The organism is Methylobacterium sp. GC_Met_3, from assembly GCF_026540775.1.
GTDB lineage: Bacteria > Pseudomonadota > Alphaproteobacteria > Rhizobiales > Beijerinckiaceae > Methylobacterium.
This window is the reverse complement of the sequence record NZ_JALNUL010000029.1, coordinates 1-24504: the sequence shown is the minus strand read 5'-3', so window position 1 is coordinate 24504 and position 24504 is coordinate 1. Positions and strand designations below refer to the sequence as shown.

Genomic DNA, 24504 nt, shown 5'->3' with positions numbered 1-24504 from the left:
GGCGCCCTCACGATTGATACGATGGCCAACGAGGCGTGAAGGCCGAGCCTTGATTTGTCGTCAAATTCGGTCGCAGTGGCGCGGGCTGCGGACCGGCCTATGTCGTTGTCCGCCGAGGCGGCCCGACAGAGGCCGCCATGATCGAGGAGACAGCCCCCGCATGCGCCACATCGTTCTTTCCGCCGCCCTGATCGCCGCCGCCCTTCCGGCGCAGGCGCAGATCCGCAACGCGCCAGCCCCACGGGCCCTGGAGTTCGCCGCCTACATCTTCGCGGCCTCCAACGTCTGCGGCTACCGGATCGGCAGCGAGCAGTTCGAGGGGCTGCTGGCGAAGCAGAGCGTCCGGATCGAGGACGTCCAGCCCCGGGGGCCGTTCGGCAACCGCGTGCAGACGATGTTCACGCTGATGTCGAACCAGATGCAGCAGAACCGCGATCAGGCATGCCTGGCGGTGGCGGGCGAGTACGGGCCGGAGGGCACGGTCGCCAAGAACGTGTTGTTGCCGGCTGGCGCGGATGCAGGCGCACCGGCCAAGCCTGCGGAACCCGCCAAGCCTGCGGAATCCGCCAAGTCCGCGGAGCCGGCCAAGCCGCAGTGACGGGACGGTCGGCTTAACCCAGCGGCCATTCGATCGGCCGAACACCGCGCTCGGTCAGCCAGCGATTGGCCCGGCCGAACGGGTCCGAGCCGGGAAAGTCCCGTGCGCGGTTGAGCGGGGAAGGGTGTCCGCTTTCGAACACGCCATGGCGGCTCTGATCGATCAGCGCCGCCCGGGCCCGGGCCTGGGCCCCCCAGAGCAGGAAGACCGCCGGCTCCGGCCGCGCCGAGACCGCCGCCACCGCCTCATCGGTCAGACGCGCCCAGCCGAATCGTAGATGCGCCCCGGCCTTGCCGGCCTCGACCGTCAGCGCACTGTTGAGCAGGAGGACACCCTGTCGCGCCCAGGCGGTGAGGTCGCCGCCGGCGGCCCGGTCTGAACCCGCCTCGGCGAGGATCACTCTAAGCGAGGCTGGCAGGCGGCCCGATCCCACGAACGAAAAGGCGAGGCCGTTGGCATCGCCCGGTGTCGGATAGGGGTCCTGCCCGAGGATCACCGCGCGCACGGCGGGCAGCGGCGTCTCCGTCAGGGCGCGGAAGATCTGGGCCGGGGCCGGCAGCACGTGGGCGCCGGCCGCGATCCGCGCATCGACCCGGTCCGCCACGGCTTCGGCCCCGCCATCGGTGAAGAAGGGTAGCACCAGCCAGGGTGAGCCGGACGCGCGGAAGGCCGCGAGGGCATCGGTCACGGGTGTCTCGCTCATCGAATCTCCATGTGGCCCAGCGACAGCCTCGGTTGCGGCGCGCCGCCCCGCGTGGTTAGGAACAGGGGTCGTGCGTGAGGATCCGGTGCGGCATGTCGCATCCGGTCTTCGCCGGCCGACTTCGCACCCTACATGGAAGCCGACCCGACGGGGTTAAGCCTCCGGTCCAGGCCTCAGCGTGCGAGTCGGCCGCCGGATATCTGATGCCACAGGAAGGACCCGGCGCGCGGCGCCGGGACGCTGCCATGAACGAACGCGTCGAACCCGCCGCCGCGCTGGCCAATGGCCGTCCCCTCGCCCCGCGCGAACCCGCGGCCGCCACCCTGCCGGCCGACCATCCGAAGGTCGCCTGGGGCCGCGTCGGCGTCCTGCTGATGAACCTCGGCACGCCGGAGGGCACGAGCTACTGGCCGATGCGCCGGTATCTGAAGGAGTTCCTGTCGGACCGCCGGGTCATTGAGGTGTCGCGGCTGATCTGGTGGCCGCTGCTCAACCTGATCATCCTGACCAAGCGTCCAGGGCCCAAGGGCCGCGACTACGCCAGCGTCTGGAACAACGCGCTCAACGAGGGCCCGCTCAAGACCACCACCCGGGGCCAGAGCGAGCGCCTCCAAGCCGCGATGGGCGACACGGTCGTGGTCGACTGGGCGATGCGCTACGGCAAGCCGGAGGTCGCCGGCCGGATCCAGGCATTGCTCGACCAAGGCTGCGATCGCATCCTGCTGGTGCCGCTCTATCCGCAATACGCCGCCGCCACCTCGGCAACCGCCTGCGATCAGGCGTTCCGCGCCCTGATGGACATGCGCTGGCAGCCGACGGTCCGCGTCTCGCCGCCCTATCACGACGACCCGGTCTACATCGCCGCCATGGCGGATTCGATCCGGGAAGGGTTAGCCAAACTCGATTTCGAGCCGGAGGTGATCCTGACCTCGTTCCACGGGGTGCCGCGCAGCTACCTGCTCAAGGGCGACCCCTATCATTGCCAGTGCCACAAGACCGGCCGGCTGATCCGCGAGGCGTTGGGGATGTCGCCGGAGAAGATGCGCGTCACCTTCCAGTCGCGCTTCGGCAACGAGGAATGGCTCAAGCCCTACACGGACGAGACCGTGATGGATCTGGCCAAATCGGGCGTGAAGCGCATGGCGATCGTAGCGCCGGGCTTCACGGCTGACTGCCTGGAGACGCTGGAGGAACTCGACGGCGAGAACCGCCACTATTTCGAGGACAATGGCGGCGAGCGCTTCGCCTATATCCCGTGCCTGAACGACAGCGACCTCGGCATGAAGGTGATCGAGCACGTGGTGCGGCGGGAGCTTCAGGGCTGGATCTGAGGATTGGTCCGAGCGGGCGCTTGCTGTCGCGCCCCGGCCGCCTATTCTCCCCTCAAGCCGGACGGGTGATTGATCCGGCACGGGAGGGTTCCATGGCGTTCTTCATCGGTATCGCGTGCCCCTGGCTGCTGATCGCGGTGCTCGACCGGATCGCCGAAGGCCGCCGCACCAGCGAACTCGCCGCCCTTGGAGTCACGCCGACGCCCGCGCCGGCGCAATCGAGCTATCTCGTGCCGGATCGGCCGTACTGACGGCAGAGACTCAGCTTTCTCAAGGTGCTGGGCCAAGCACGCAGTCTCGTGAGTCGCGCGCCCCTTTCCCGGGCGCATGCAGCGTCAGCGGAATGCGATCCGGGATCCAGCGCAAGAGAACGCGCAGCGTCCTTCTGAAGAAAACGGTGCTGCTGACGCGGCGCTGTTCGTGCTGGGTCCCGGATCACCTTCCACTGCGTTCCAGGCGTCTGGGACAGGGTGCGCGTCATGCGAGCCAGAGGCAGCGTACGTCCGACGCTGCCCCGCCCACCACTCACGGCTTCTTCGTCTCCGGCGCCGGCTGAGCCGCCTCGGCGGGTGCGTCCGGGCGCACGATCTTCGCATCCGCGCGCAGCTTCAGGATCAGGTCCTGCTGCGCCTTACGGATCAGGTGCTGGTCGATCTGCTCCTTCAGCTCGTCGAAAGTCGGCTGCGGCTTGGTCCGCATCTCCTCGACCTTGATCACATGCCAGCCGAACTGCGTCTTGATCGGGTCGGAGACCTGGCCGGGCTTCATCGCGAAGGCGGCGTTCGCGAAATCCGGCACCATCCGTTCCTTGGTGAACCAGCCGAGATCGCCGCCCTCGGCCTTCGAGCCCGGGTCCTTCGAGGTCTCGGCTGCGACCTTGGCGAAGTCCTCGCCGCCCTTGATCCGCGCCGCGATCTTCTTCGCGTCGCCCTCGTTATCAACGAGGATGTGCCGGGCATGCACCTCCTCCTCGGGCTTCATCAGCTTGACGGTCTGATCGTAGATCGCGTGCTCGGCCTCGGGGGTCACCGCGCGTTTGGCCTCCTGCTCCAGATAGTCATCGAGCAGGAGCTTGTCGCGGAAGTAGGCGAGCTTGCGCTTGAACTCCGGCGTATCGCCGATCTTGGCGGCCTCGGCTGCCTGCGCGCCGACCCGAAGGTCGACCATGTAGTCGACCAGCAGGTTCTTCTTCTGGGCGTCATCGACGCCGGGCAGCGACAAAGCCGGATCGTCGGACGCGATGGCGAGGTCGCCCTGCGTGATCGGCTTGCCGTTGACGCTCGCCGCCACCGAATCCGGCCCCGCCGGGGCAGCCGGACTGTTCGCGGCGGGCGTGGCGGCGGGCGCCTTCTGGGGGGCCTGAGCCAGCGCGACGCCGGGCATCGCGATCAGGATTGCGAGCGCGCTGACGCGCCGGAGGAGGGCGGGGTGGAGCATGCGGGCGAAATCCTCGGCTGACGTCTCGTGGCCGCTCCGGACCGGGCCGGGCGGCGGGCCGCGGCACAGGTGGCCCGCGTCGCACGAGAAGGCAAGCGCGGCGGTTCCGCCGCTGTCGGAACCGTGACCGCATCGACAGGCGTTGAGGCCTGCCCCTTTCAGGTGCACCGGGCGATGTTTACCTCTATAAGCCCGGCCAACTCCGCCCAGGCCGGCCCGCCACGCTGCTGCGTGGGCGGGCTCGCGCGTCCGCAGGTCCACGATGCTCGGCTCGATCGCCAAGAAGATTTTCGGCTCCTCCAACGACCGGCGCGTCAAGGGCTATCGCCCCCGCGTGGCGTTGATCAACGCGCTGGAACCGGAGATCCAGGTCCTGTCGGACGACGCCCTGCGCGCCCGCACCGATATGCTGAAGGCGGAACTCGCCGCCGGCAAGAGCCTCGACGACATCCTCGTGCCGGCCTTCGCCACCGTGCGTGAGGCGGCCAAGCGGGTCTTCGGCCAGCGGCACTTCGACGTGCAGATGATCGGCGGCATGGTGCTGCACGAGGGCGGCATCGCGGAGATGAAGACCGGCGAGGGCAAGACCCTGGTGGCGACGCTGCCGGTCTACCTCAACGCCCTGGAGGGCAAGGGTGTCCACGTCGTCACCGTGAACGACTACCTCGCGGCCCGCGACGCCGAGTGGATGGGTCAGCTCTACCGCTTCCTGGGGCTCTCGGTCGGCACCATCGTGCACGGGCTCGACGACGCGCAGCGCAAGGACGCCTACGCCTGCGACATCACCTACGGCACCAACAACGAGTACGGGTTCGACTACCTGCGCGACAACATGAAGTACGAGATGTCCCAGCTGGCGCAGCGGGGGCACAATTTCGCGATCGTCGACGAGGTCGATTCGATCCTGATCGACGAGGCGCGCACGCCGCTGATCATCTCGGGCCCGGTGGACGACCGCTCGGAGCTCTACGTGTCGGTCGACGCGATCATGCCCCGGCTGGTGCGCGAGCATTACGACCTCGACGAGAAGCAGCGCACGGTCTCGCTCACCGAGATCGGCAACGAGTTCGTGGAGGAGACCCTGCGCGAAGTCGGCCTGCTCAAGGACGGCGACCTGTACGACGCGCACAACGTCAGCCTCGTCCACCATGTGAACCAGGCTTTGCGCGCCAACACGCTGTTCACCCGCGACAAGGACTACATCGTCAAGAACGACGAGGTCGTGATCATCGACGAGTTCACCGGTCGCATGATGCAGGGTCGGCGCTACTCGGAAGGGCTCCATCAGGCGCTGGAGGCCAAGGAACGGGTCACGATCCAGCCCGAGAACCAGACGCTCGCCTCGATCACCTTCCAGAATTACTTCCGCCTCTACAAGAAGCTGGCCGGCATGACCGGCACGGCCTCGACCGAGGCCGACGAGTTCGCCGAGATCTACAAGCTCGACGTGGTCGATATCCCGACCAACAAGGAGGTCGAGCGCGTCGACGAGGACGACGAGGTCTACCGCACGGTGGCCGAGAAGTACGACGGCATCATCGCGGAGATCGACAAGGCGCATAGCCGCCATCAGCCGATCCTGGTCGGCACCGGCTCGATCGAGAAGTCGGAGCACCTCGCCGAGATGCTCAAGAAGGCGGGCTACACCCTGCTCGACTATTCCGACCCGAATGCGCTGACCGACGTCTACGCCGCCGCCCGCGAGGGCCGGGTGACCAAGCGCTTCGCCGTGCTGAACGCCCGCTTCCACGAGCAGGAGGCCTACATCGTGGCCGAGGCCGGCGTGCCCGGCGCGATCACCATCGCCACCAACATGGCCGGCCGCGGCACCGACATCAAACTCGGCGGCAACATCGAGATGCGGGTCGAGAAGGAACTCGCCGGCGTGCCTGAGGGGCCGGAGCGCGACGCCCGGATCGAGGCGATCAAGGCCGAGATCGCCGAGAACCGCGCCAAGGTGCTGGCCGCGGGCGAGAAGGCGGATCCGGAGGCGGGCCGCAAGAAGGATCTGCCGGGCGGCCTCTACATCATCGGCACCGAGCGGCACGAGAGCCGGCGCATCGACAACCAGCTCCGCGGCCGCTCCGGCCGCCAGGGCGATCCCGGCCGCTCGAAGTTCTACCTGTCGCTTCAGGACGACCTGATGCGGATCTTCGGCTCCGACCGCATGGACGGGATGCTGCAGAAGCTCGGCCTGGAGCAGGGCGAGGCGATCATCCACCCCTGGATCAACAAGGCGATCGAGAAGGCGCAGCAGAAGGTCGAAGCGCGCAACTTCGACATGCGCAAGAACGTGCTGAAGTACGACAACGTCATGAACGACCAGCGGAAGGTCGTGTTCGAGCAGCGCCGGGACTTCATGGCCCAGGAGAGCGTGCGCGAGACCGTGGACGAGATGCGCGAGGGCGTGATCGACGACCTCGTCGCGCGCTTCATGCCCGAGAACGCCTATGCCGAGCAGTGGGACGTCGTCGGTCTGCGCGATCAGGTGAGGGAGGTGCTCAACCTCGACGTGCCGGTCGAGGACTGGGCCAAGGAAGAGGGTATCGCCGACGAGGAGATGCGCGAGCGCCTGCTCAAGGCGGCCGAGACGGCGTATGCCGAGCGGACCGAGAAGAACGGCGCCGAGGTCACCGTCTATATCGAGAAGCAGGTCCTGCTCCAGACCCTGGACCACCTGTGGCGTGAGCACCTCGTGACGCTGGACCACCTGCGGCAGGTGATCGGCTGGCGCGGCTTCGCCCAGCGCGATCCGCTGAACGAGTACAAGTCCGAGGCCTTCGATCTGTTCAACGGCCTCGTCACGGCCCTGCGCGAGCAGGTGACCGCGCAGCTGTCGCGGGTCGAGATCATGTTCCAGGAACAGCAGGAGCAGTATCCCGCCGGCGGACCGGCGCTGCCGCCGATGTTCGCCCAGCACCTCGACCCGGTCACGGGCGAGAACGAGATGGACTATGCCGGCCAGGGCTCCGGCAGCGATGGCGGCGGCGGCCCCGCCTACGGCTTCGCCGCCCAGGGCTTGGCGGCGGATGGCGCGGTGCTGGAGCGCGATCCGCAGGATGTCGGGACCTGGGGCCGCGTCAGCCGCAACGAGCCGTGTCCCTGCGGCTCGGGCAAGAAGTACAAGCACTGCCACGGCAGCCTGCAGGCCTGAGCCCGGCATGGCCGCGCGGGCGGTCTTCATCGCGGGCGCCGGGACGGAGATCGGCAAGACCTACGTCACCGCGGCTTTGACCCGGCGCCTGCGGGCGCAGGGCCGGGCGGTGCGGACCGTGAAGCCGCTCGCGAGCGGCGTCCCGGCTCTGGGCGATCCCGGCTTCGCCGAAAGCGACACCGCCCGCCTGCTCGACGCGCAGGACATCGCCCTCGACGCCGAGGCGGTTGAGGCCTGTTCGCCCTGGCGCTTCTCCGCGCCGCTCTCGCCCGATCAGGCAGCCGTGCTGGAGGGTCGGTCCCTTGAGCTGGCCGACCTCGTCGGCTGGTGCCGCGCGCAGATCGCCTGCACGACGGGAACGCTGCTGATCGAGGGTGTCGGCGGGCTCATGAGCCCAGTGAGCGAAGCGGCCACCGGGCTAGACTGGCTCCGTGCGCTGGACGTTCCCGCCTTGCTGGTAACCGGCAGCTACCTGGGGGCGATCAGCCACGCGCTGACGGCCTGCGAGACCCTGCGCCGGTACGATGTCCCGCTGCTCGCCATTGCGGTGAGCGAGAGCGAGGGCGCGCCGGCCCCGGCCGCAACCGTGGCCGCGTCGATCGCCCGTCACGCCGGCGCGGAGGTCTTTTGCCTGCGGCGCGGGGATTCCTGTCCGGAAGCGCTCGCCGATCTGATCTGAGCCGGCTGCTTCGGCGTTGTGCGCGACGCGTTATACCCTCAAGTCTGCGTGTGGCTCCGACATCCCGGCGCCTTCGGCTGCGCCCTCGCTGGACGATGTGGCCTTGGCTGCTAACTGTCGAGCAGTCTCGACGCGCCCAGGCCCGGGCGGGTCATGCGGGAGCTGTTGCGTTGAGTCAGTCCCTTGCCGCCACCGCGGAACCCGGAACGGAGACCGCGGCGCAGGAGGGCGAGCCCGCCCGCAACCGCCTGCGGCCAGCGCTCGTCCTCGGTGCCCTCGGCGTCGTCTACGGCGATATCGGCACGAGCCCGCTCTACGCGTTCAAGGAGGCCGTGAAGGCTGCCACCAGCGGCGGCGTGTCGGTGCCGGCTGCGGCGACTGGCGCGGTGTCGCTGATCCTGTGGTCGCTGATCTTGATCGTCTCGCTGAAATACGCGGTGCTGATCCTGCGTGCCGACAACCGAGGCGAGGGCGGCATCGTCGCCATGCTGGCGCTGCTCGGCGCACGCCAAGCGCGGCCGGGCAGTTGGGGCGCACTGCTGCTGGTGGTGGGACTGGTCGGCGCAGCGCTGCTTTACGGCGATGGGGCGATCACACCGGCAATCTCGGTGCTCTCGGCGATCGAAGGCTTGAAGGTCGATGCGCCGTCGCTCGGGCCATACGTGGTGCCGATCACGCTGGTGATCCTGATCGGGCTGTTCCTGGTCCAGTACAAGGGCGTGGCCGCCATCGGCCGGGTGTTCGGCCCGGTCATGTTCGCGTGGTTCCTGATTCTGGGTCTGCTCGGGATCCTCGGGATCCTGCACAATCCCGAGATCCTCGCCGCCGCCAATCCACTCCGGGCGCTCGACTTCATGTTCCATGCCGGTTTTGCCGTCAGCTTCGCCATGCTGGGCGCGGCGTTCCTGGCGGTGACGGGCGGCGAGGCGATGTATGCCGATCTCGGCCATTTCGGCGCCCTGCCGATCCGCGCGGCGTGGTTCGTGCTGGTCCTGCCGGCGCTGATCCTCAACTATTTCGGGCAGGGCGCCCTGCTGATCGCCGATCCGAGCGCGATCGAGAACCCGTTCTTCCGCCTCTGCCCCGATTGGGCGCATTATCCGCTGGTCGCGCTCGCCACCATGGCGACGGTCATCGCCTCGCAGGCGATCATTTCGGGCGTGTTCTCGCTGACCCAGCAATCGGTGCAGCTCGGCTTCCTCCCGGCGATGCGCATCGTCCAGACGGCCCGGGACGAGCGCGGCCAGATCTACGTGCCGGTGGTGAACTGGCTGCTCGCCGTCGCCACCCTTGTGGCCGTTGTCATGTTCGGATCGTCCGACGCACTGGCCGGCGCCTACGGCATCGCGGTCTCGATGCTGATGGGCATCACCACGCTGCTCGCTGCGCTCATCGCGCTGCGCTGGGGCTACAACCCGATCCTTGTCTTCGCGGTGAACGGCTTCTTCCTGGCCATCGACCTCGTGTTCTTCGCCGCCAACAGCGTGAAGATCCTGGAGGGCGGCTGGTTTCCCCTCGTGCTCGCCGGCTTCGTCGCGCTGATGATGCTGACGTGGAAGAAGGGCAACGAGCTTGTCGAGGACGCGCGCGTCCTCCTGCGCCTGCCGGAGGACGTTTTCCTCTCCGGCCTCCAGCACCGCGAGCTGCTGCGCCTGCCGGGCACTGCGGCCTTCCTGTCGGCCGCGGAGCACGGGATCCCGCTGCACCTGTCCCGGTTCGTGGAGCGCAACCACGCCCTGATGGAGCGCATCCTGATCATCACGGCGCTCTACGAGGAGACCCCGACCGTCGCGCGGGAGCAGCGCGCGCACGTGACGATTTTGGCGCCGGACTTCTACCGGGTGATCCTGCGCTACGGCTTCATGGAGGAGGCCTCGATCCCCGAAGGTCTGGCCTGTGCGGTCGAATCGCGCCACCTACCGCCGCACGTGCTCGACGACATGACCATCTTCGTCGGTCACGAGACGATCATCGCCAAGAGTGATGATCGCGGCATGGCACCCTGGCGGGAGAACCTCTTTGCCTTCATGCAGCGCAACGCGGAGCGCACCGGCGCCTTCTTCGGCGTCCCGACCCGGCAGGTGGTGGAAGTCGGGACGGAGATCGAAATCTGAGGGATCTGCGGCGGCGTGTGACTCGGTTGTCCAGGGCCAGGACGCACCGAAACGTGTGATTCGGTCCGCGATCCAAACGGAACCGCAACGCTTCGGCCTCGTTCCGCCCCGACGCAGGCGGTGCGCCATCCCGGCGCATGCCGGATCGGAGGGACACGATGAACAAGGATCATCTCGAAGGCGGTCTCCGCCACCTGGGTGGGCGGGTCAAGACGGCTGCCGGCGCGGTCGGCGGTAATCCGGGACGCCAGTTCGAGGGCGCTTACGACCAGGCCGCCGGCGCCGCCCAATACGCCTACGGCGAAGCCCGGGACGCCGTGCGCGACCTGCGCGACGGCGGCGAGCATCTCGTCGAAGAGGGCCGGACCCGGTTCCGCGACGTCAGCGCGCGCGGCCGGGATCTGGCCGACGAGGCCTTCGAGCGCGGGCAGCACTACCGGGACCGCGCCGTCCACCACAGCCGCAGCATCGCGGCACGCGCGGACGAGAATCGCGGCACGACCCTCGCCCTCGTGGCCGCCGTCGCGTTCGCGGTCGGCTGGCTGGCTCGCCCGACCCGCTAAAGGCACTGGACTCGTGGAGTTGCCGGGGCGGCCAAGCTGCCGCCTCGGCTCTAAAGCCTTGCGGTTACGCGCTGTCCTGCGCCGAACCGGTGACCACTTCGGCGGAGAACTCTCTAGAACGTATAAAGACATGTTTATATCTTGATTGCTTCGCGGCTCGCGAGGTGGTAGAGGCTCGCGCCGAACCCCACGCGAACACGGAGCGGTCGACACATGGCCAAGGATTACATCGTCAAGGACATCGGGCTGGCCGATTACGGTCGCAAGGAGATCTCGATCGCCGAGACGGAGATGCCGGGCCTAATGGCGGTCCGCGCGGAGTACGGTTCTGCGCAGCCCCTGAAGGGCGCCAAGATCGCCGGCTCGCTCCACATGACGATCCAGACCGCGGTGCTGATCGAGACCCTGAAGGCGCTCGGCGCCGACATCCGCTGGGTCTCCTGCAACATCTATTCGACCCAGGACCATGCCGCCGCCGCCATCGCGGCCGCCGGCATCCCGGTCTTCGCCGTGAAGGGCGAGACCCTGGAGGAGTACTGGGATTACACCTCGCGCCTGTTCGACTGGCATGACGGCGGCCTGCCGAACATGATCCTGGACGACGGCGGCGACGCCACCATGTTCGTCCACCTCGGCCTGCGCGCCGAGAACGGCGACACCGCCTTCCTCGACAAGCCGGAGAGCGAGGAGGAGGAGGTCTTCTTCGCGCTGCTCAAGAAGAAGCTGGCCGAGAAGCCGAAGGGCTGGTTCGCCGGCCTCGCCGACAGCATCAAGGGCGTGTCCGAGGAGACCACCACGGGCGTCCACCGCCTCTACGTGCTGGCCAAGGAGGGCAAGCTGCTCTTCCCGGCGATCAACGTGAACGACTCGGTCACCAAGTCGAAGTTCGACAACCTCTACGGCTGCAAGGAGTCGCTGGTCGACGGCATCCGCCGCGGCACCGACGTGATGATGGCCGGCAAGGTCGCCATGGTCGCCGGCTTCGGTGACGTCGGCAAGGGCTCGGCCGCGTCCCTGCGCAACGCCGGCTGCCGTGTGCTCGTGTCGGAGATCGACCCGATCTGCGCGCTTCAGGCCGCCATGGAGGGCTACGAAGTCGTGACCATGGAGGATGCGGCCCCGCGCGCCGACATCTTCGTCACCGCCACGGGCAACAAGGACATCATCACCCTCGACCACATGCGGGCGATGAAGGACCGGGCGATTGTCTGCAACATCGGCCACTTCGACAACGAGATTCAGGTCGTCGGCCTGAAGAACCTCAAGTGGTCCAACATCAAGCCGCAGGTGGACGAGATCACCTTCGCGGACGGCCACCGCATCATCCTCCTGTCGGAGGGGCGTCTGGTGAACCTCGGCAACGCGACGGGCCACCCGTCCTTCGTGATGTCGGCCTCGTTCACCAACCAGACGCTGGCTCAGATCGAGCTGTGGTCCAACCCGGGCAAGTACCAGAAGCAGGTCTACACCCTGCCCAAGACCCTCGACGAGAAGGTCGCGGCCCTGCACCTGGAGAAGATCGGCGTGAAGCTCTCGAAGCTGCGCCCCGATCAGGCCGCCTATATCGGCGTCTCCGAGACCGGCCCGTTCAAGCCCGAGCACTACCGCTACTGAGGCTCCGAAGGGCGCCCGGACGCGCCCGACCACCGGTTGTATATCCGGTGGTCGGGCCACGTTTGGAGCTCATTCATGGCTATCCCTGAAGGCCCGGCGCGCTGCGTCGGGCCTTCTTGTTTGTCAAGCTGTGTATGCGGGTTGGGACTGTGTCTTCTGTGTGTCGTTAACGACTGATTATGCGCGTCGGTCAAAAGCCACGCTTCGTTCCCCTTCCGGGTGGATTCCTACGCACGGTAGAGTGACGTCGAATCTTTGATCGATGGGGCCGCGCCGGTTCGGGAGAACCGCCGCGGGGACGGTGCGTTTGGCGCCGCGCGATGGCGCGCGCCGCTCGCATCGCCGTCGGTAGGCGGGGGCGGGGCAAACCATGGGTGTCGGTCGGGCGACCCACATTCGAATCGGCGTGGGTGCGCTCGCTCTCACAACGGCGAGCGCGGCTCTGGCCGAGCTCGTCGATGCGCCCGCGGCCCATTCCGCGCGCGAGATCCACAGCGTGGCCGCGCTGGCGATCTTCGGCGGCCTGGTCGCCTTCGCGGTCATCCTGTCCCTGCTGCACCTCTATGAGCGCAACCGCTGGACCCGGCGCGAGCGTGAACTGGCCGCGGCTCTCGACGTCCTGCGCGGCGCCCATGACCGCGCCGAAATGCTGCTCAACGCCGAGCGCCAGATCATCGTCACCTGGGACCGGCGCAGCGAACCGGTGGTGGAAGGCGATGTCAGCCTCGCGATCAACGGTGAGCGTCCGGCCTCAGGCTATGCCCGGCGCGTCCTGGCCTTCGGCACTTGGCTCGTCACTGCGGACGCCAATGCGGTCGAGGCCGCCGTCGAGGCCTTGCGGGCACGCGGCACGGGCTTCACGCTGAGCCTGCGGACGCAGACCGGCCGCAGCATCGAGGCGCACGGGCAGGCGGTGGCCGGCCGGGCTCTCCTGCGCCTGCGCGAGACAAGCCAGGAACGCAGCGAGATCGCGGACCTGCGCGCCACCCTGGACGAGACCCGCCGGGGGCTCTCGACGCTGTCCGGGCTGCTTGATGCGATCCCACAGCCCGTGTGGCGGCGGACCCGCGAGGGCAGCCTGAGCTGGGTCAACGCCGCCTACGTCAATGCCGTCGAGGCGGAGAGCCGCGAGGCCGCCCTCGATTCCGGCCTGGAGCTGTTCGACCGGCCGGCCCGGGAGACCATCGCCCGCGAGGAGGCGGCGCGCGCCGCCGGCCTGACCCGGAGCCTGCCGCGGCTCTCGGCCATCGTGGGTGGGAACCGGCGCATGCTCGACGTGTTCGAGACCAGCCTCGATACCGGCCGCGTCGGTATCGCCATCGACGTGTCGGAACTGGAGAGCGTCCGCGCCGACCTGCAGCGGCAGATGAATGCCAACGTCCGCACCCTCGACCAGCTGCCGACCGCGGTGGCGATGTTCGACGTGTCGCAGCGGCTAATCTTTCACAACGCCGCGTATCGCCAGTTGTGGGACCTCGATCAGGCGTTCCTAGACGGCCGGCCCTCCGACGGCGAGATCCTCGATCATCTGCGCGCGAAGCGGAAGCTCGAGGAGCATGCCGATTTCCGGGGCTGGAAGCAGGGCGTGCTCGCCGCTTACCGCGCCGCGGAGGCGAACCAGTCGTGGTGGTACCTGCCCGACGGGCGGACGCTCCGCGTCGTGGCGGATCCGAACCCGCAGGGCGGCCTGACCTACCTGTTCGACGACGTCTCCGACCATCTGAACGCCGAATCCCGCTACAACGCCCTGCGCCGCCTGCAGGCCGAAACCCTCGACACCCTGGCCGAGCCGGTCGCGGTGTTCGGGGCCGACGGAAGGCTGACCCTCGCCAACCGCGCCTTCCTGACCGTGTGGCAGCTCGACCCCGCGATGGTCGAGGAGCGTCCGCACGTCGATGCCGTCATCGCGGCCTGCCGGGAACTGGCGCCCGCCGAGGAGCCGTGGCTCGACATCCGCGACGCCGTGGTAGGCCTCGAATCGCGGACCGCCCGGGCCTGCCGTCTGGAAGTGGCCGACGGCTCTGTGCTGGACTGCGCGGCCCAGCCGCTGCCGGAGGGCGCGACGCTCCTGACCCTGATCGACGTCACCGCCAGTGTGAACGTCGAGCGGGCGCTCACCGAGAAGAACGACGCCCTGGAGAAGGCCGCTCAGCTGCGCGACACCTTCGTGCACCACGTCTCCTACGAGCTGCGCTCGCCGCTCACCAACATCATCGGCTTCACGCAGCTCCTGGGCGACGAGACGGTCGGCGCCCTCAATGAGCGGCAGCGCGAATACGCCGATCACATCATGCGCTCCTCCGCTGCGCTCCTCGTCATCATCAACGATATTCTCGATCTCGCCTCGATCGATGCCGGCTCGCTGGAGCTTCAGCGCGAGGACGTGGACGTTCAGGCCACCATCGAGGCGGCCGTGCGCGGCATCGAAGACCGGCTCGCCGAATCGCGCATCACCCTCTCCCTCGACGTGCCCGAGGATATCGGCAGCGTGCACGCCGACGGGAAACGCGTCCGCCAGATCCTGTTCAATCTGCTCTCGAACGCGGTCGGCTTCTCGGAGGCCGGGCAACGCGTGGAGGTCCATGCCCGACGTAGCGGCCAGGATCTGCTGCTGAGCGTACGGGATTACGGACGCGGCATGCCCCAGGAGATCGCCGACTCGGTCTTCAACCGGTTCGAGAGCCATACCCTCGGCACCCGGCATCGGGGTGTCGGGCTCGGCCTGTCGATCGTCCGCTCCTTCGTGGAGCTGCATGGGGGCCGCGTCCATCTGGAGACGGCGACCGGAGCCGGCACCTGCGTGACCTGCACCTTTCCGCTGGATCCAGCCGCCCGGTCGCGCCGCGAGCCGATCCTGGATGTCCTACCCCCAGCCACGCCGGCAACGGCCCCGCGAAAGCCCGGGCTGGCGCTGCATTAGGCGTTACGGTCGGCGCAAAAGCCGACGCCGGCCCGACCGTCAGGCTTGATTCTTCAGCCCGTGCCGCGCAGCAGGGGGCATGTCCAAACAGGATCGCTCCGGCTGGGCCGTCTTCGGCATCGGCGATTTCCGCCTGTTCGGGGCGGCCCGCTTCCTCACGGGCCTCGCCTACCAGATGCAGGCGGTGGCGATCGGCTGGTTCGTCTACGACCTGACCCATTCCCCCCTGGCGCTGGGCCTCGTCGGCCTGGCAGGCTTCCTGCCGGCGATCGTCTGCGCGTTGATCACCGGGCATGTCGCGGATGCCTATGACCGCCGCTTGGTCGGCGCCGGGGCCTTCGCGCTCCAGAGCGTGGCGAGCTTCGGCCTCCTGGCCTGCGCCCTGTCGGGCGTCCACGTAATCTGGCCGATCTACGCCCTGGTGATTCTGGTCGGCACCGCCCGGGCCTTCGCCAACCCGGCCCTGCAGGCGCTGCTGCCGACCCTGGTTCCGGCGACTCAGTTCAGCTCGGCCATCGCGTGGAACGCCTCGCTCTGGCAGAGCGCCTCGGTGATGGGGCCGGCTTTGGGCGGCTTCCTTTACGCCCTCGGGCCGGCGGTCGTGTTCGGCGGAGCGGGGGCGAGTTTTGCGCTTGCGAGCGTCCTGACGGCGCTGATCCGCTTCCGCCCGGCAGCCGTGACCGAGCGTCCGCCGATCACCTGGGCGGCCCTCTCGGCCGGGATCGGCTATATTCGCTCGCAGCCGGTGGTGCTGGGTGCGATCAGCCTCGACCTGTTCACCGTTCTCCTCGGCGGCGCGACCGCGCTGCTGCCGATCTATGCCGGGGAGGTGCTGCATGTCGGCCCCCTCGGGCTCGGGGCATTGCGCAGCATGCCGGCCTTCGGGGCCGTCACCATGGCGGTGCTGCTGGCAAACTATCCCCTTCGGCGCCATGCGGGCCTGCGCATGCTCCGGGCGGCGGCCATGTTCGGTGCCGCCACGGTGGTGTTCGGTCTCTCCACCTCGCTCCCCCTGTCGATGGCCTGCCTGTTCGTCACCGGCGCCGCCGACATGATCTCAGTCTATGTCCGCCAGACCTTCGTGCAGGGCGAGACACCGGACGCCATGCGCGGCCGGGTCGCGGCGGTGAACACGGTGTTCATCGGCGCCTCGAACGAACTCGGCGAGTTCGAATCCGGGGTGCTGGCCGCCGCAATCGGGGCAGTCCCGGCGGTGGTGGCGGGCGGCGCCGCGACGGTCGGCGTCGCGCTGCTGTGGGGGAAGCTGTTTCCGGCGCTCCGGAACCGCGACCGGCTCTTGGTGCAGGGGTGAGACGCAGCGTGTGACCGTAGATCGATTCCGCTGCGGTCGGCGGTCAGGGTAGGACCACCGATCCTCCGAACCAATCATTTATCCATATCGCACTCGGCTTTGATCTTGATATGGATAAATGATTGCGGACGAATGGCTTGGCTCGCGATTTCACCACCAAGCGGGCAGGGCGTCCGCTATGTCCTACATCGAACTCGACGACGAGCAGGCGCGCCAGCTGATCAACGCCGAGCAGGTCTTCGAAGCCTATCGTGCGGCGCGCACGACACTGCGCGACCGGTTCGCCGGCTCGATGGCGTGGAAGACCGTCGATGGCCGCAGTTATCTTTACCGGGCTCGACACGGCATCTGGAAATCGCTCGGTCCCCGATCGGCGAAAACGGAGGCGCTCCGTCAGAATTTCCTCGACGGGCGAGCACGGGCCCGCGAGCGCAACTTGGGGCTGGCGCGAAGGCTGGATCGAGTGGCGGCAGTCAATCGCGCCCAGCGCCTGGGCCGGATGCCGGTGATCGCTGCCCGCATCTTACGAGCCTTGGCAGAGGCACGCCTCGCGCAGCCAGTCGTCTCGACGGTGGGTACGAACGCTTTGTTCGCCTACGAGCGCCTGGCCGGCGTCCAGATCAACGAGGCCGCACTTGAGACGGCCGACTTCGATCTTCTTGACGACGCACGGGCGAGCCTGAAGCTGGTTGTCCCGGAGATCGCAGCCACAGGCGTGGTCGGCCTTCTGCGGAAGGTTGACCCGTCATTCGAGGTTATGGGGAAATCCCGATTTCGCGCCGCCAATCGCGACGGCTACATTGTCGATCTGATCACGCCTGCTCCGAAGGTTCCGCTTCGCACCGGCCCGGTGGCACGCATCGGGCGCGATCCCGACGATCTCGTCGCGGTGGAGATTGCCGGCCTGAGCTGGCTGGTGAATAGTCCCAAGATCCGGGTCACCGTGCTTGATCTACGCGGATATCCCGCTGAGCTGACGGCACCGGATCCGCGCGCTTTCGCCCTTCATAAGGCGTGGCTTGCGCAGCGGCCGGACCGGAATATCGAGAAGCGGCGCCGGGATCGTGCTCAGGCAGAGCTGGTTGCCGGACTCGTCAACCGCTACTTGCCCCATCTGGCGTTCGACGATCCGGCGCTCGGCGCGCTACCGGCCACCCTCCGCGATCAAGCAGCATCACTGGTCGGCGCGGAAACGCATGATGGCGTTGCGGCGGATCAGTTGGAGCCCGACTGGTAGCCGGGCTCCCGCTCGGTCCTGCTCACCGCCCGCCGAGCAGCGGCGACCACGTCGGATCCGATGCATAGGCCGGCGTCGGGACCGGCTGCTCGACCTTGCCGGTGATGTCGACCATGAACAGCTTGCCGCCGCCCTGGCCGCCGGGATCGCGGAAGAACAGCACGTACTGGCCGTTCGGCGCGAAGGTCGGGCCCTCGTTGTGGAAGCCCTCGGTGAGGACGCGCTCGCCGGTGCCGTCCGGCTTCGACACGCAGATCGCGAAGCCGCCGTTGCGCTGGCGCGTGTAGGCGATCAGGTCGCCGCGGGGCGAGAAGGCCGGCTGCGAGGCCGAGCCCGAACCGAAGGTGATTCGGTGCGGGTTCGAGCCGTCCGCGCCCATGACGTAGACCTGCTGGGAGCCGCCACGATCGGACTCGAACGCGATCTGGGCGCCGTCCGGCGAGTATGTCGGCGAGGTGTCGATCGCCATGCCGCTCGTGATCGAGCGCTGGGCCTTCGAGGCGAGGTCCATGGTGACGATGTCGGCGTTGCCGCCCTGCTGAACGCTCATGACGATCTTGCGGCCGTCCGGCGAGAAGCGCGGGCTCGCACTCATCGAATCGACGCTGCCGAGCGCCTGCCGCGAACCCGTCTCTAGGTTGATCATCTGCACTCGCGGCTGGTGGCCGGTGGCCTGCGCCATGAAGGCGATGTTCTGGGTGGCCGGCGAGTAGCGCGGCGCCACCACCGACATCTCGCCGCTGGTGATCGCCCGGACGTTGGCGCCGTCCTGATCCATCACCATCAGGCGCTTGCGGCGGTTCTCCTTGGGGCCGGTCTCGTCCACGAAGGCGATGCGGCTGTCGAACCAGGGCCCGAGGCCGGTGATCTTGGTGTAGACCGCGTCCGAGATCAGGTGGCCGGTGCGCCGGACATTGGCGGCGTCGGTGCCGTATTGCTGGCCGGTCATCTGCTGGCCGGAGGTCACATCCCAGAGCCGGAACTCGACCTTGACCCGGCCGGCGTCCCGGACGACGCGGCCGGTCACGAGACCCTGGACGCCGGTGGCGCGCCACTTCTCGAAATTCGGGGCGGCATCGAAGTTCGGCTGCTCGGGAAAGCGCGCATGCTCGAGCGGCGTGAAATACCCTGAGCGGCGCAGGTTGTTGGTGACCACGCCGGAGACGAGGCCGGCGAGGCTCGGATCGCCGCCGAAATCCGCGATGGCGATCGGCATCGGCTGGAAGTTGCCGCCGCCGATACGCAGTTGCAGCTGCGCCTGGGCGGGCCCGGCCAGGAAAGCCGTCAGCAACGCGAAGACCGCGATCAGGCGCGCGGCGAAGGACGTCGGGAGGCGCTCGACGGAGGGCAGATGATGCATGATGGGTCGGATCCGAGTGACGATCTGACGAGGCGGCCGGATCAGGGCGGAAGAAGGGCTGGAGGGCCTCAAGTCGCCGTGAACTCGAACTCCGCGTTGATGGCCTTCCAGTCGTTGTAATACGGCGCGTAGGTGGCCGGAATGTTGTACGGCGCGCAGCGGCGGACCGCCCGGAGCGCGGCCTGCGCGATCGACTGATCCACCGAACTCGATCCGCCGCGCATGATCCGCGGCTCGGTGCTGAGCGAGCCGTTCGGGTTCAGGCGGATGTCGAGCACCGGCAGGACCACCCCCTGGGCTGCGCCGGGGGGCGCCGAGTAGCAGCGCTCGATCTGCTGCTGGAGCAGGCCGACCAGGGCGTCCCGCAGCGACGGCGACAGGCGCTGGGCATTGCCGGTCGCGGCACCGAGCGCCGCCACCTTCTGAACCGCCTGGCCGGTGGCGCCGGTCGATTGCGACGGCGCCTTCGAGGCCAGCATCGAGCGGATGTCGCCCGCATTGAACTTGTTGGCGAGTTCGGCCTGCTTGCGCGCCTTGGCCTCCCCGTCGGCCTTGGCCTTCGCGTCCGCCACCGCCTTGGCCTTCGCCTTGGCGGCAGCATCCGCCTTCGCCGCAGCTTCGGCCTTCGCAGCCTCCGCCTTGGATTTCGCGGCGGCCTCCGCCTTCTCGCGCTCGGCCTCGGCCTTCGCCTCGGCAAGATCCTTCTGACGCTCAACTTCCGCCTCGGCCTTCGCCTTGGCGTCCGCAGCCTTCCTGGCGGCTTCCTTCGCGGCTTCGGCCTTGGCCGCAGCCTCGGCCTTTGCCTTCGCGGCAGCGGCCTTCTGGGCGGCCAATTCGGCCTCCGCCTCCTGCTTCTCGATCAGCTTCTCAAGCTGCTCGCGCTTCTCGGCCTCGGCCTTCTCGGCGGCCTCCGCCTTGGCTTTCGCTTCGGCCTTGGCCTCCGCCTTAGCGGCCGCAGCCTTCTCGGCCGAGGCTTTCTCGGCCGAGGCTTTCTCGGCCGCAGCCTTGGCGGCTTTCTCGGCCGCCTTTTCCGCGGCCTTCTCGGCGGCGGCCTTCTCGGCGTCCCGCTTCTCCTGGGCCGCCTTGGCGGCCTGGGCCACCTCCTGCGGGTCCGGCTCGCTGCGCAGCGGCATCTCCTCCGCGTTGGCGAGCTTCATCTGGGCCGTGCGCGTGGGCGCGGTCGGCGCGTCGGTCTTGGCGTTCTCGGGCTCGCGATCCTCGACCTTCTCAGCCTTGCGGTCGGCGCGGGAGGTCGCGTTCGGCATCGGCTTGTCGGCCTGCCGCTCACCCTTGGTGATCTCGGAGAATTGGTTCTCGGTGATCACCTCGACGGGCACGCCCTCCTGCGCCTCCGGCAGGGCCGGGGCGGCGACGCTGAACAGGGCGAGCCCGAGCAGCGCGACATGGGTGCCGGCGGAGATCCAGACACCGGGTTCCTTGCGGTCGAAGCGGAACTCCACGATCCAGGCCCTACTGATGCTCAGGCTCGGTCACGAGGGCGACCTTCTTGAAGCCACCACCGGTCACGATCGCCATCACCTGCGCCACCCGGCCGTAATCGACCCGCTTGTCGCCGCGCACGAAGACACGTTCCTCGGTCCCGGTCTTGGCGGTTTCCATCAGCTTCGGCACGATCGTGTCGTCGGTGAGTTCGTCCTCGCCGAGGAAGATCTGGCCGTTCTGGCGGATCGACAGGGTGATCGGCTTCACGTCGGAATTGAGCGGCGAGGCCTTGGATTGCGGCAGGTCCAGCGGCACGCCGACCGTCATCATCGGTGCGGCGACCATGAAGATGATCAGGAGCACCAACACGACGTCGATGAACGGCGTCATGTTGATCTCGTTGATCGGGCCGCCGCGGCGGCTCCGGCGACGGCGCTTGCCGCCCTGCGATGCGCCTGCTGCCATACCCATAATCGTGTCTCCTCCGGATCGGCCTCAGGCGGCGAGCGGCAGACGCTCGTCGATCTGGCGGGACAGGATGGCGGAGAACTCGTCGGCGAAGCCCTCCAGCCGTGACTGCAGCTTGGCGACCTCGGCCTGGAGCTTGTTGTAGGCGAGCACCGCCGGGATCGCGGCAAACAGGCCGATGGCAGTGGCGAACAGCGCCTCGGCGATGCCGGGGGCGACGACGGCCAGCGACGTGTTCTTGGAGGCCGCGATCGAGGTGAACGCGGTCATGATGCCCCAGACCGTGCCGAACAGGCCGATATACGGACCCGCGGAGCCGATCGAGGCGAGGAACAGAAGGCGGGACTCGAGCCGCTCCACCTCGCGGTGGATGGTGACGTCGAGCTGCTTCTCGATGCGCTGCGACAGGGATTGGATCTGGCGGCCCGATCCCTCGAACGAGCGCTTCCACTCCCGCATGGCGGCGACGAAGACGGCGGCCAAACCGGTGGCCGGGCGGTCGTTGAACGAACGGAACAGCTCTTCAAGCGAGCGGCCGGACCAGAACGCATCCTCGAATGCATCCATCTCGGCCCGGGTGCGGCGAAACAGCAGCGTCTTGTCGACGATGATCGACCAGCACCAGATCGAGGCGCAGAGCAGCCCGATCATCACGATCTTCACGACGAAGTGGGCCTGCAGGAACAGACCGAGCAGCGTCATGTCGGCGACAGGCGCGGCCTGCATCGCGTCGGCTGGGTTCATCTGTCGAGGTCTCCTGCTCCGGACCGCGCTGCGCCGGGCGAGGCCCGCGTCCGCCGGATCCGTGAGCGATATCAACGCTGTCGCCCGCGAATCTGTCGAAAGTAAGGGCCATCGGCGGCCCCCGGCGCCCCGCCATGGCAACGGCCTTGTTAAGGGCGCGACAGGGTTAAGGATCGGTTTCGATCCGGGCGATCCTGAGGCGTCCGGCTGTTCGAACCGGGGCGGGGTGGACCTGCCGGAACCCGGTCCCGTATGGTCGAAGCCGGCGACACCGAGTCGCGCATCACGCGAGATCTGCACAGGAAGCGCATGACACTTCCCGTTCCCAGTCTTCAGGAGCTGCTGCCCACGGGCCATGCCCGGTTCCTCGGATGGTCCTGCATTGCCGACCCCGCCATCGCGGGCGCTTTGGCGCGGGCCGGATTCGACGCCGTCCTGCTGGATCAGCAACACGGGTCCTACGATTACCGAACAAGCTGTGCGGCGATCACCGAGGTGGCGCTCGCCGGCAAGCCCGCCTTGGTGCGGGTGCCGGTCGGCGATTTCGCCATGGTGTCGCGGATGCTCGACGCGGGTGCGGCCGGGATCGTCGCGCCGATGATCAACACGATGGCGCAGGCGGAGGCGCTGGCCGCAGCCGCCAAGTTTCCGCCGGTCGGTCAGCGCAGCTGGGGCCCGGACCGGGCGATCCTGCTATCCGGACTGCGGGACGGGACGGAGTATCTCGCGGGCGGCAATGCACGCGCGCTCACCATCGCCATGTGTGAGACGGCGGAGTCGATCGCCGCCCTCGAATCGATCCTGGCGGTGCCGGGCATCGACGGGATCCTAGTCGGGCCCGCCGACCTCTCGATCGCCCTGTCCCGGGGCGCGGCCATCGACCCGACGGGTTCGGCCGTCACGGCGGCACTCGGCGAGATCGTCCGCAGGACTTTGGCGGCGGGCAAGCTGCCCTGCGCCTTCGCGCCTTCGGCCGCCCGCGCGCGCGAGATGGTGGCGATGGGCTTCCAGCTCGTGTCGATCGCGTACGACTCGATGACCATCGCGGAGGCTTTCGCGCGGCTGCTGCGCGAGGCTGATCCGTCCCGGGCGGGCTGAGACCTATCTGGCGGGGCCGAGCCGGCGCCGCAGAGCTTCCGGCAGGCGGACGGCGCGGCCGTCGCGGACACACGCGACCGTGACCTCGGCGGCGACTAGCAGCACGTCGCCCCGGCGCACCTCCTGGGCGAGCTGCATTGAGGCGCCGCGCAGGGTTCGCGTGCGGGTGACGATGGTCAGCAGATCGTCCATCCGGGCCGGGCTGACGAAATCGAGGCTCATCCGGCGGACGACGAAGACGAGGCCCTGCGCCTCCCGGTGCAGGTCGGACTGGTCGCCGGCAAGGTCGCGGAGCAGCTCCGTGCGGCCGCGTTCCAGAAATCGCAGGTAGCTCGCGTGATAGACGAAGCCCGAGAAATCGGTGTCTTCGTAGTAGACGCGGACGCTCATGCGATGTGGCGGCGCGTCCGCCGCCTCGGGATCGCCGGTCGCGGGCAAGGGTTCGGTCATGCCCGTCCTTTAGCGGCCGCCAGCACGCGCGCGCAACGCGACGAAGACCGCCCCGGGGGGACGGCCTTCGCGTACTTCAGAGCGTGAATGCGTTCGATCAGCCGCCGATGCGGTTGGCGAGGGTCGCCGAATGCGCGTGCTCGTCGGCGATGTAGGGCAGCGCCTCATTGGCGAACTTGCGGCCCTGGGCGTTGTCGCCCGACTTCGCGTAGGCGTCGTAGAGCGCCAAGGTCTGAGCGTCCGAGCGGGCCTGCTGATCGACATAGGTCCGATCGAAGGCGCGGCCGTTCGGAGCCGACTGCAGCCGCGCGAGGCGGGCCTGACCGCGCTCGCCGAGCGCCACGCGGCGACCCGGCTCGGCGGGGCTGTTGTCGATGATGCCGACTGCGCCCAGCGCGCCGCCAACGATGCTGGTGCCAATGTTCGCGGCCACCGTCACCGGCGCCAGCACGAGGCCGATCGGGTTGCTCAGATCGGTCCGGATGCCCTGGTTGTCGGAGACGACACTGCCGTTGCGCGACAAGGACGTGTTCGGCGGCAGCAGGGCGTCGGTGGTCGCCTTGCGCTCGACCAGAACGCGGTTGGCATAGTTGCGGACCTGCGGGTTACGCGACCGCTGCAGGGCGATCCGGCTCGCCTCAATGCTGGCGGCGTCCGAGCGCAGGGCCTCGGCGCGGAAGGCCGGGGTCTCGGTGGCGGCGGCGCCGACGCCGTCCTGCTGGGCGAAGGGCAGCACGCGGATCGGCAGCGCGTCCTGCGCGAAGGCCGGTGCGGTGAAGGCGGCGGAAAGGCCGAGGACGGCGAGCGTCATTCTCTTCATGGCGGAAGTTAATCCCTGACGTTGTTCTTGATGCTCGAAGATCTGCCGCGAACCGAGGGGCAGGGCCCTGAATGCGACAACCTAGCCGGCACCAAACCAAGTTGGCGCGGTCGCCACCACAACAGGTGCGTCTTCGCCCTGTTCCATGCCGAAACGAAATTTTTCGCGGCTCATCGGCGCGAACGCTTGTTTCCAAGCTTGGCTATACAGATGAAAACCTGAGACTAAAATCGAAGCCCGGACAGTATGTTATCGATTTTTGCGACGGAATAGGGACGGCGATTGCCTTGGTTATTCCGATGTCATCGCCCATGAAGCGATTGAATTGCTGACCTGAACGAAGCGCATGGGTCATCACTCGGACGTGTTCAGTGGTCTTATCCTTCGAAAAGACGGGACTGATCATTTTGATCCTTCCCGGGTACGGCCAGCCCCATGTGCTTATAGGCGTGCCGGGTG

General features: G+C 68.1%; 21 protein-coding genes. 12 read left to right on the top strand and 9 right to left on the bottom strand.

Annotated elements, in window-relative coordinates:
* Positions 1-160 precede the first annotated feature (160 nt).
* Positions 161-598: a hypothetical protein gene (locus OXS27_RS23585; RefSeq protein WP_267359051.1), complete on the top strand. Its 438-nt coding sequence runs from the start codon at positions 161-163 to the stop codon at positions 596-598.
* A 13-nt stretch (positions 599-611) separates the two neighbouring features.
* Here OXS27_RS23585 and OXS27_RS23580 read toward each other — a convergent pair whose 3' ends face one another.
* Positions 612-1301, bottom strand: a complete 690-nt coding sequence (locus OXS27_RS23580; RefSeq protein WP_243918398.1) for a uracil-DNA glycosylase — start codon at positions 1299-1301, stop codon at positions 612-614.
* 245 nt (positions 1302-1546) lie between these two features.
* Here OXS27_RS23580 and hemH point away from each other — a divergent pair, with 245 nt between their 5' ends.
* Positions 1547-2632, top strand: a complete 1086-nt coding sequence (hemH, locus tag OXS27_RS23575; RefSeq protein ID WP_267359048.1) for a ferrochelatase — start codon at positions 1547-1549, stop codon at positions 2630-2632.
* Between the two features lie 92 nt (positions 2633-2724).
* A complete protein-coding gene (locus tag OXS27_RS23570) occupies positions 2725-2883 on the top strand; it encodes a hypothetical protein (protein ID WP_243918394.1) in 159 nt (52 codons plus the stop codon).
* 274 nt (positions 2884-3157) lie between these two features.
* On the opposite strand, the gene OXS27_RS23565 is transcribed toward OXS27_RS23570, so the two are convergent.
* On the bottom strand, positions 3158-4069 hold the full coding sequence (locus OXS27_RS23565; RefSeq protein ID WP_267359046.1) for a peptidylprolyl isomerase: 912 nt from the start codon (positions 4067-4069) through the stop codon (positions 3158-3160).
* A gap of 262 nt (positions 4070-4331) precedes the next feature.
* On the opposite strand from OXS27_RS23565, the gene secA reads away from it, so the two are divergent.
* The 8 genes from secA (at position 4332) to OXS27_RS23525 (ending at position 17662) form a co-directional block, all read left to right on the top strand.
* Positions 4332-7223, top strand: a complete 2892-nt coding sequence (gene secA, locus OXS27_RS23560; RefSeq protein ID WP_267359045.1) for a preprotein translocase subunit SecA — start codon at positions 4332-4334, stop codon at positions 7221-7223.
* A 7-nt stretch (positions 7224-7230) separates the two neighbouring features.
* The gene (gene bioD / locus OXS27_RS23555; RefSeq protein WP_267359043.1) at positions 7231-7902 is read left to right on the top strand and encodes a dethiobiotin synthase; all 672 of its coding nucleotides are present in this window, start codon (positions 7231-7233) and stop codon (positions 7900-7902) included.
* A 170-nt stretch (positions 7903-8072) separates the two neighbouring features.
* Positions 8073-10016, top strand: coding sequence for a KUP/HAK/KT family potassium transporter (locus OXS27_RS23550; protein WP_267359041.1), 1944 nt, complete (start codon positions 8073-8075; stop codon positions 10014-10016).
* A 158-nt stretch (positions 10017-10174) separates the two neighbouring features.
* Positions 10175-10579, top strand: a complete 405-nt coding sequence (locus OXS27_RS23545) for a CsbD family protein (protein ID WP_267359039.1) — start codon at positions 10175-10177, stop codon at positions 10577-10579.
* Positions 10580-10792: 213 nt separating this feature from the next.
* Positions 10793-12193: an adenosylhomocysteinase gene (gene ahcY, locus OXS27_RS23540; RefSeq protein WP_267359038.1), complete on the top strand. Its 1401-nt coding sequence runs from the start codon at positions 10793-10795 to the stop codon at positions 12191-12193.
* Between the two features lie 370 nt (positions 12194-12563).
* Positions 12564-15113, top strand: coding sequence for a PAS domain-containing sensor histidine kinase (locus OXS27_RS23535; RefSeq protein WP_267359036.1), 2550 nt, complete (start codon positions 12564-12566; stop codon positions 15111-15113).
* Between the two features lie 79 nt (positions 15114-15192).
* A complete protein-coding gene (locus tag OXS27_RS23530) occupies positions 15193-16425 on the top strand; it encodes an MFS transporter (protein WP_267359034.1) in 1233 nt (410 codons plus the stop codon).
* Positions 16426-16603: 178 nt separating this feature from the next.
* Positions 16604-17662, top strand: a complete 1059-nt coding sequence (locus OXS27_RS23525; protein WP_267359032.1) for a nucleotidyltransferase domain-containing protein — start codon at positions 16604-16606, stop codon at positions 17660-17662.
* 22 nt (positions 17663-17684) lie between these two features.
* On the opposite strand, the gene tolB is transcribed toward OXS27_RS23525, so the two are convergent.
* The 4 genes from tolB to tolQ form a co-directional block, all read right to left on the bottom strand.
* A complete protein-coding gene (gene tolB / locus OXS27_RS23520) occupies positions 17685-19022 on the bottom strand; it encodes a Tol-Pal system beta propeller repeat protein TolB (protein WP_267359030.1) in 1338 nt (445 codons plus the stop codon).
* A 68-nt stretch (positions 19023-19090) separates the two neighbouring features.
* Positions 19091-20482, bottom strand: coding sequence for a cell envelope integrity protein TolA (gene tolA, locus OXS27_RS23515; RefSeq protein ID WP_267359029.1), 1392 nt, complete (start codon positions 20480-20482; stop codon positions 19091-19093).
* A 10-nt stretch (positions 20483-20492) separates the two neighbouring features.
* Positions 20493-20936, bottom strand: a complete 444-nt coding sequence (locus tag OXS27_RS23510) for a biopolymer transporter ExbD (RefSeq protein ID WP_243918374.1) — start codon at positions 20934-20936, stop codon at positions 20493-20495.
* Between the two features lie 24 nt (positions 20937-20960).
* Positions 20961-21677: a protein TolQ gene (gene tolQ / locus OXS27_RS23505; protein WP_267359028.1), complete on the bottom strand. Its 717-nt coding sequence runs from the start codon at positions 21675-21677 to the stop codon at positions 20961-20963.
* Positions 21678-21986: 309 nt separating this feature from the next.
* Here tolQ and OXS27_RS23500 point away from each other — a divergent pair, with 309 nt between their 5' ends.
* Entirely contained in the window at positions 21987-22775 is a 789-nt protein-coding gene (locus OXS27_RS23500) for an aldolase/citrate lyase family protein (RefSeq protein ID WP_267359027.1), read from the top strand.
* A 3-nt stretch (positions 22776-22778) separates the two neighbouring features.
* Here the strand turns inward: OXS27_RS23500 and ybgC are convergent, their stop codons facing one another.
* From ybgC to OXS27_RS23485, 3 genes are all read right to left on the bottom strand, one after another.
* Positions 22779-23225 (bottom strand): tol-pal system-associated acyl-CoA thioesterase, encoded by a 447-nt coding sequence (ybgC, locus tag OXS27_RS23495; protein ID WP_267359025.1) that lies wholly within the window; start codon positions 23223-23225, stop codon positions 22779-22781.
* A 97-nt stretch (positions 23226-23322) separates the two neighbouring features.
* Positions 23323-24045 carry a DUF4142 domain-containing protein gene (locus OXS27_RS23490; protein ID WP_243918368.1) on the bottom strand — a complete coding sequence of 241 codons (723 nt, stop codon included), beginning with the start codon at positions 24043-24045 and terminating at the stop codon, positions 23323-23325.
* 202 nt (positions 24046-24247) lie between these two features.
* On the bottom strand, positions 24248-24504 hold a 257-nt coding region (locus OXS27_RS23485; protein ID WP_267359023.1), incomplete at its 5' end, for a hypothetical protein.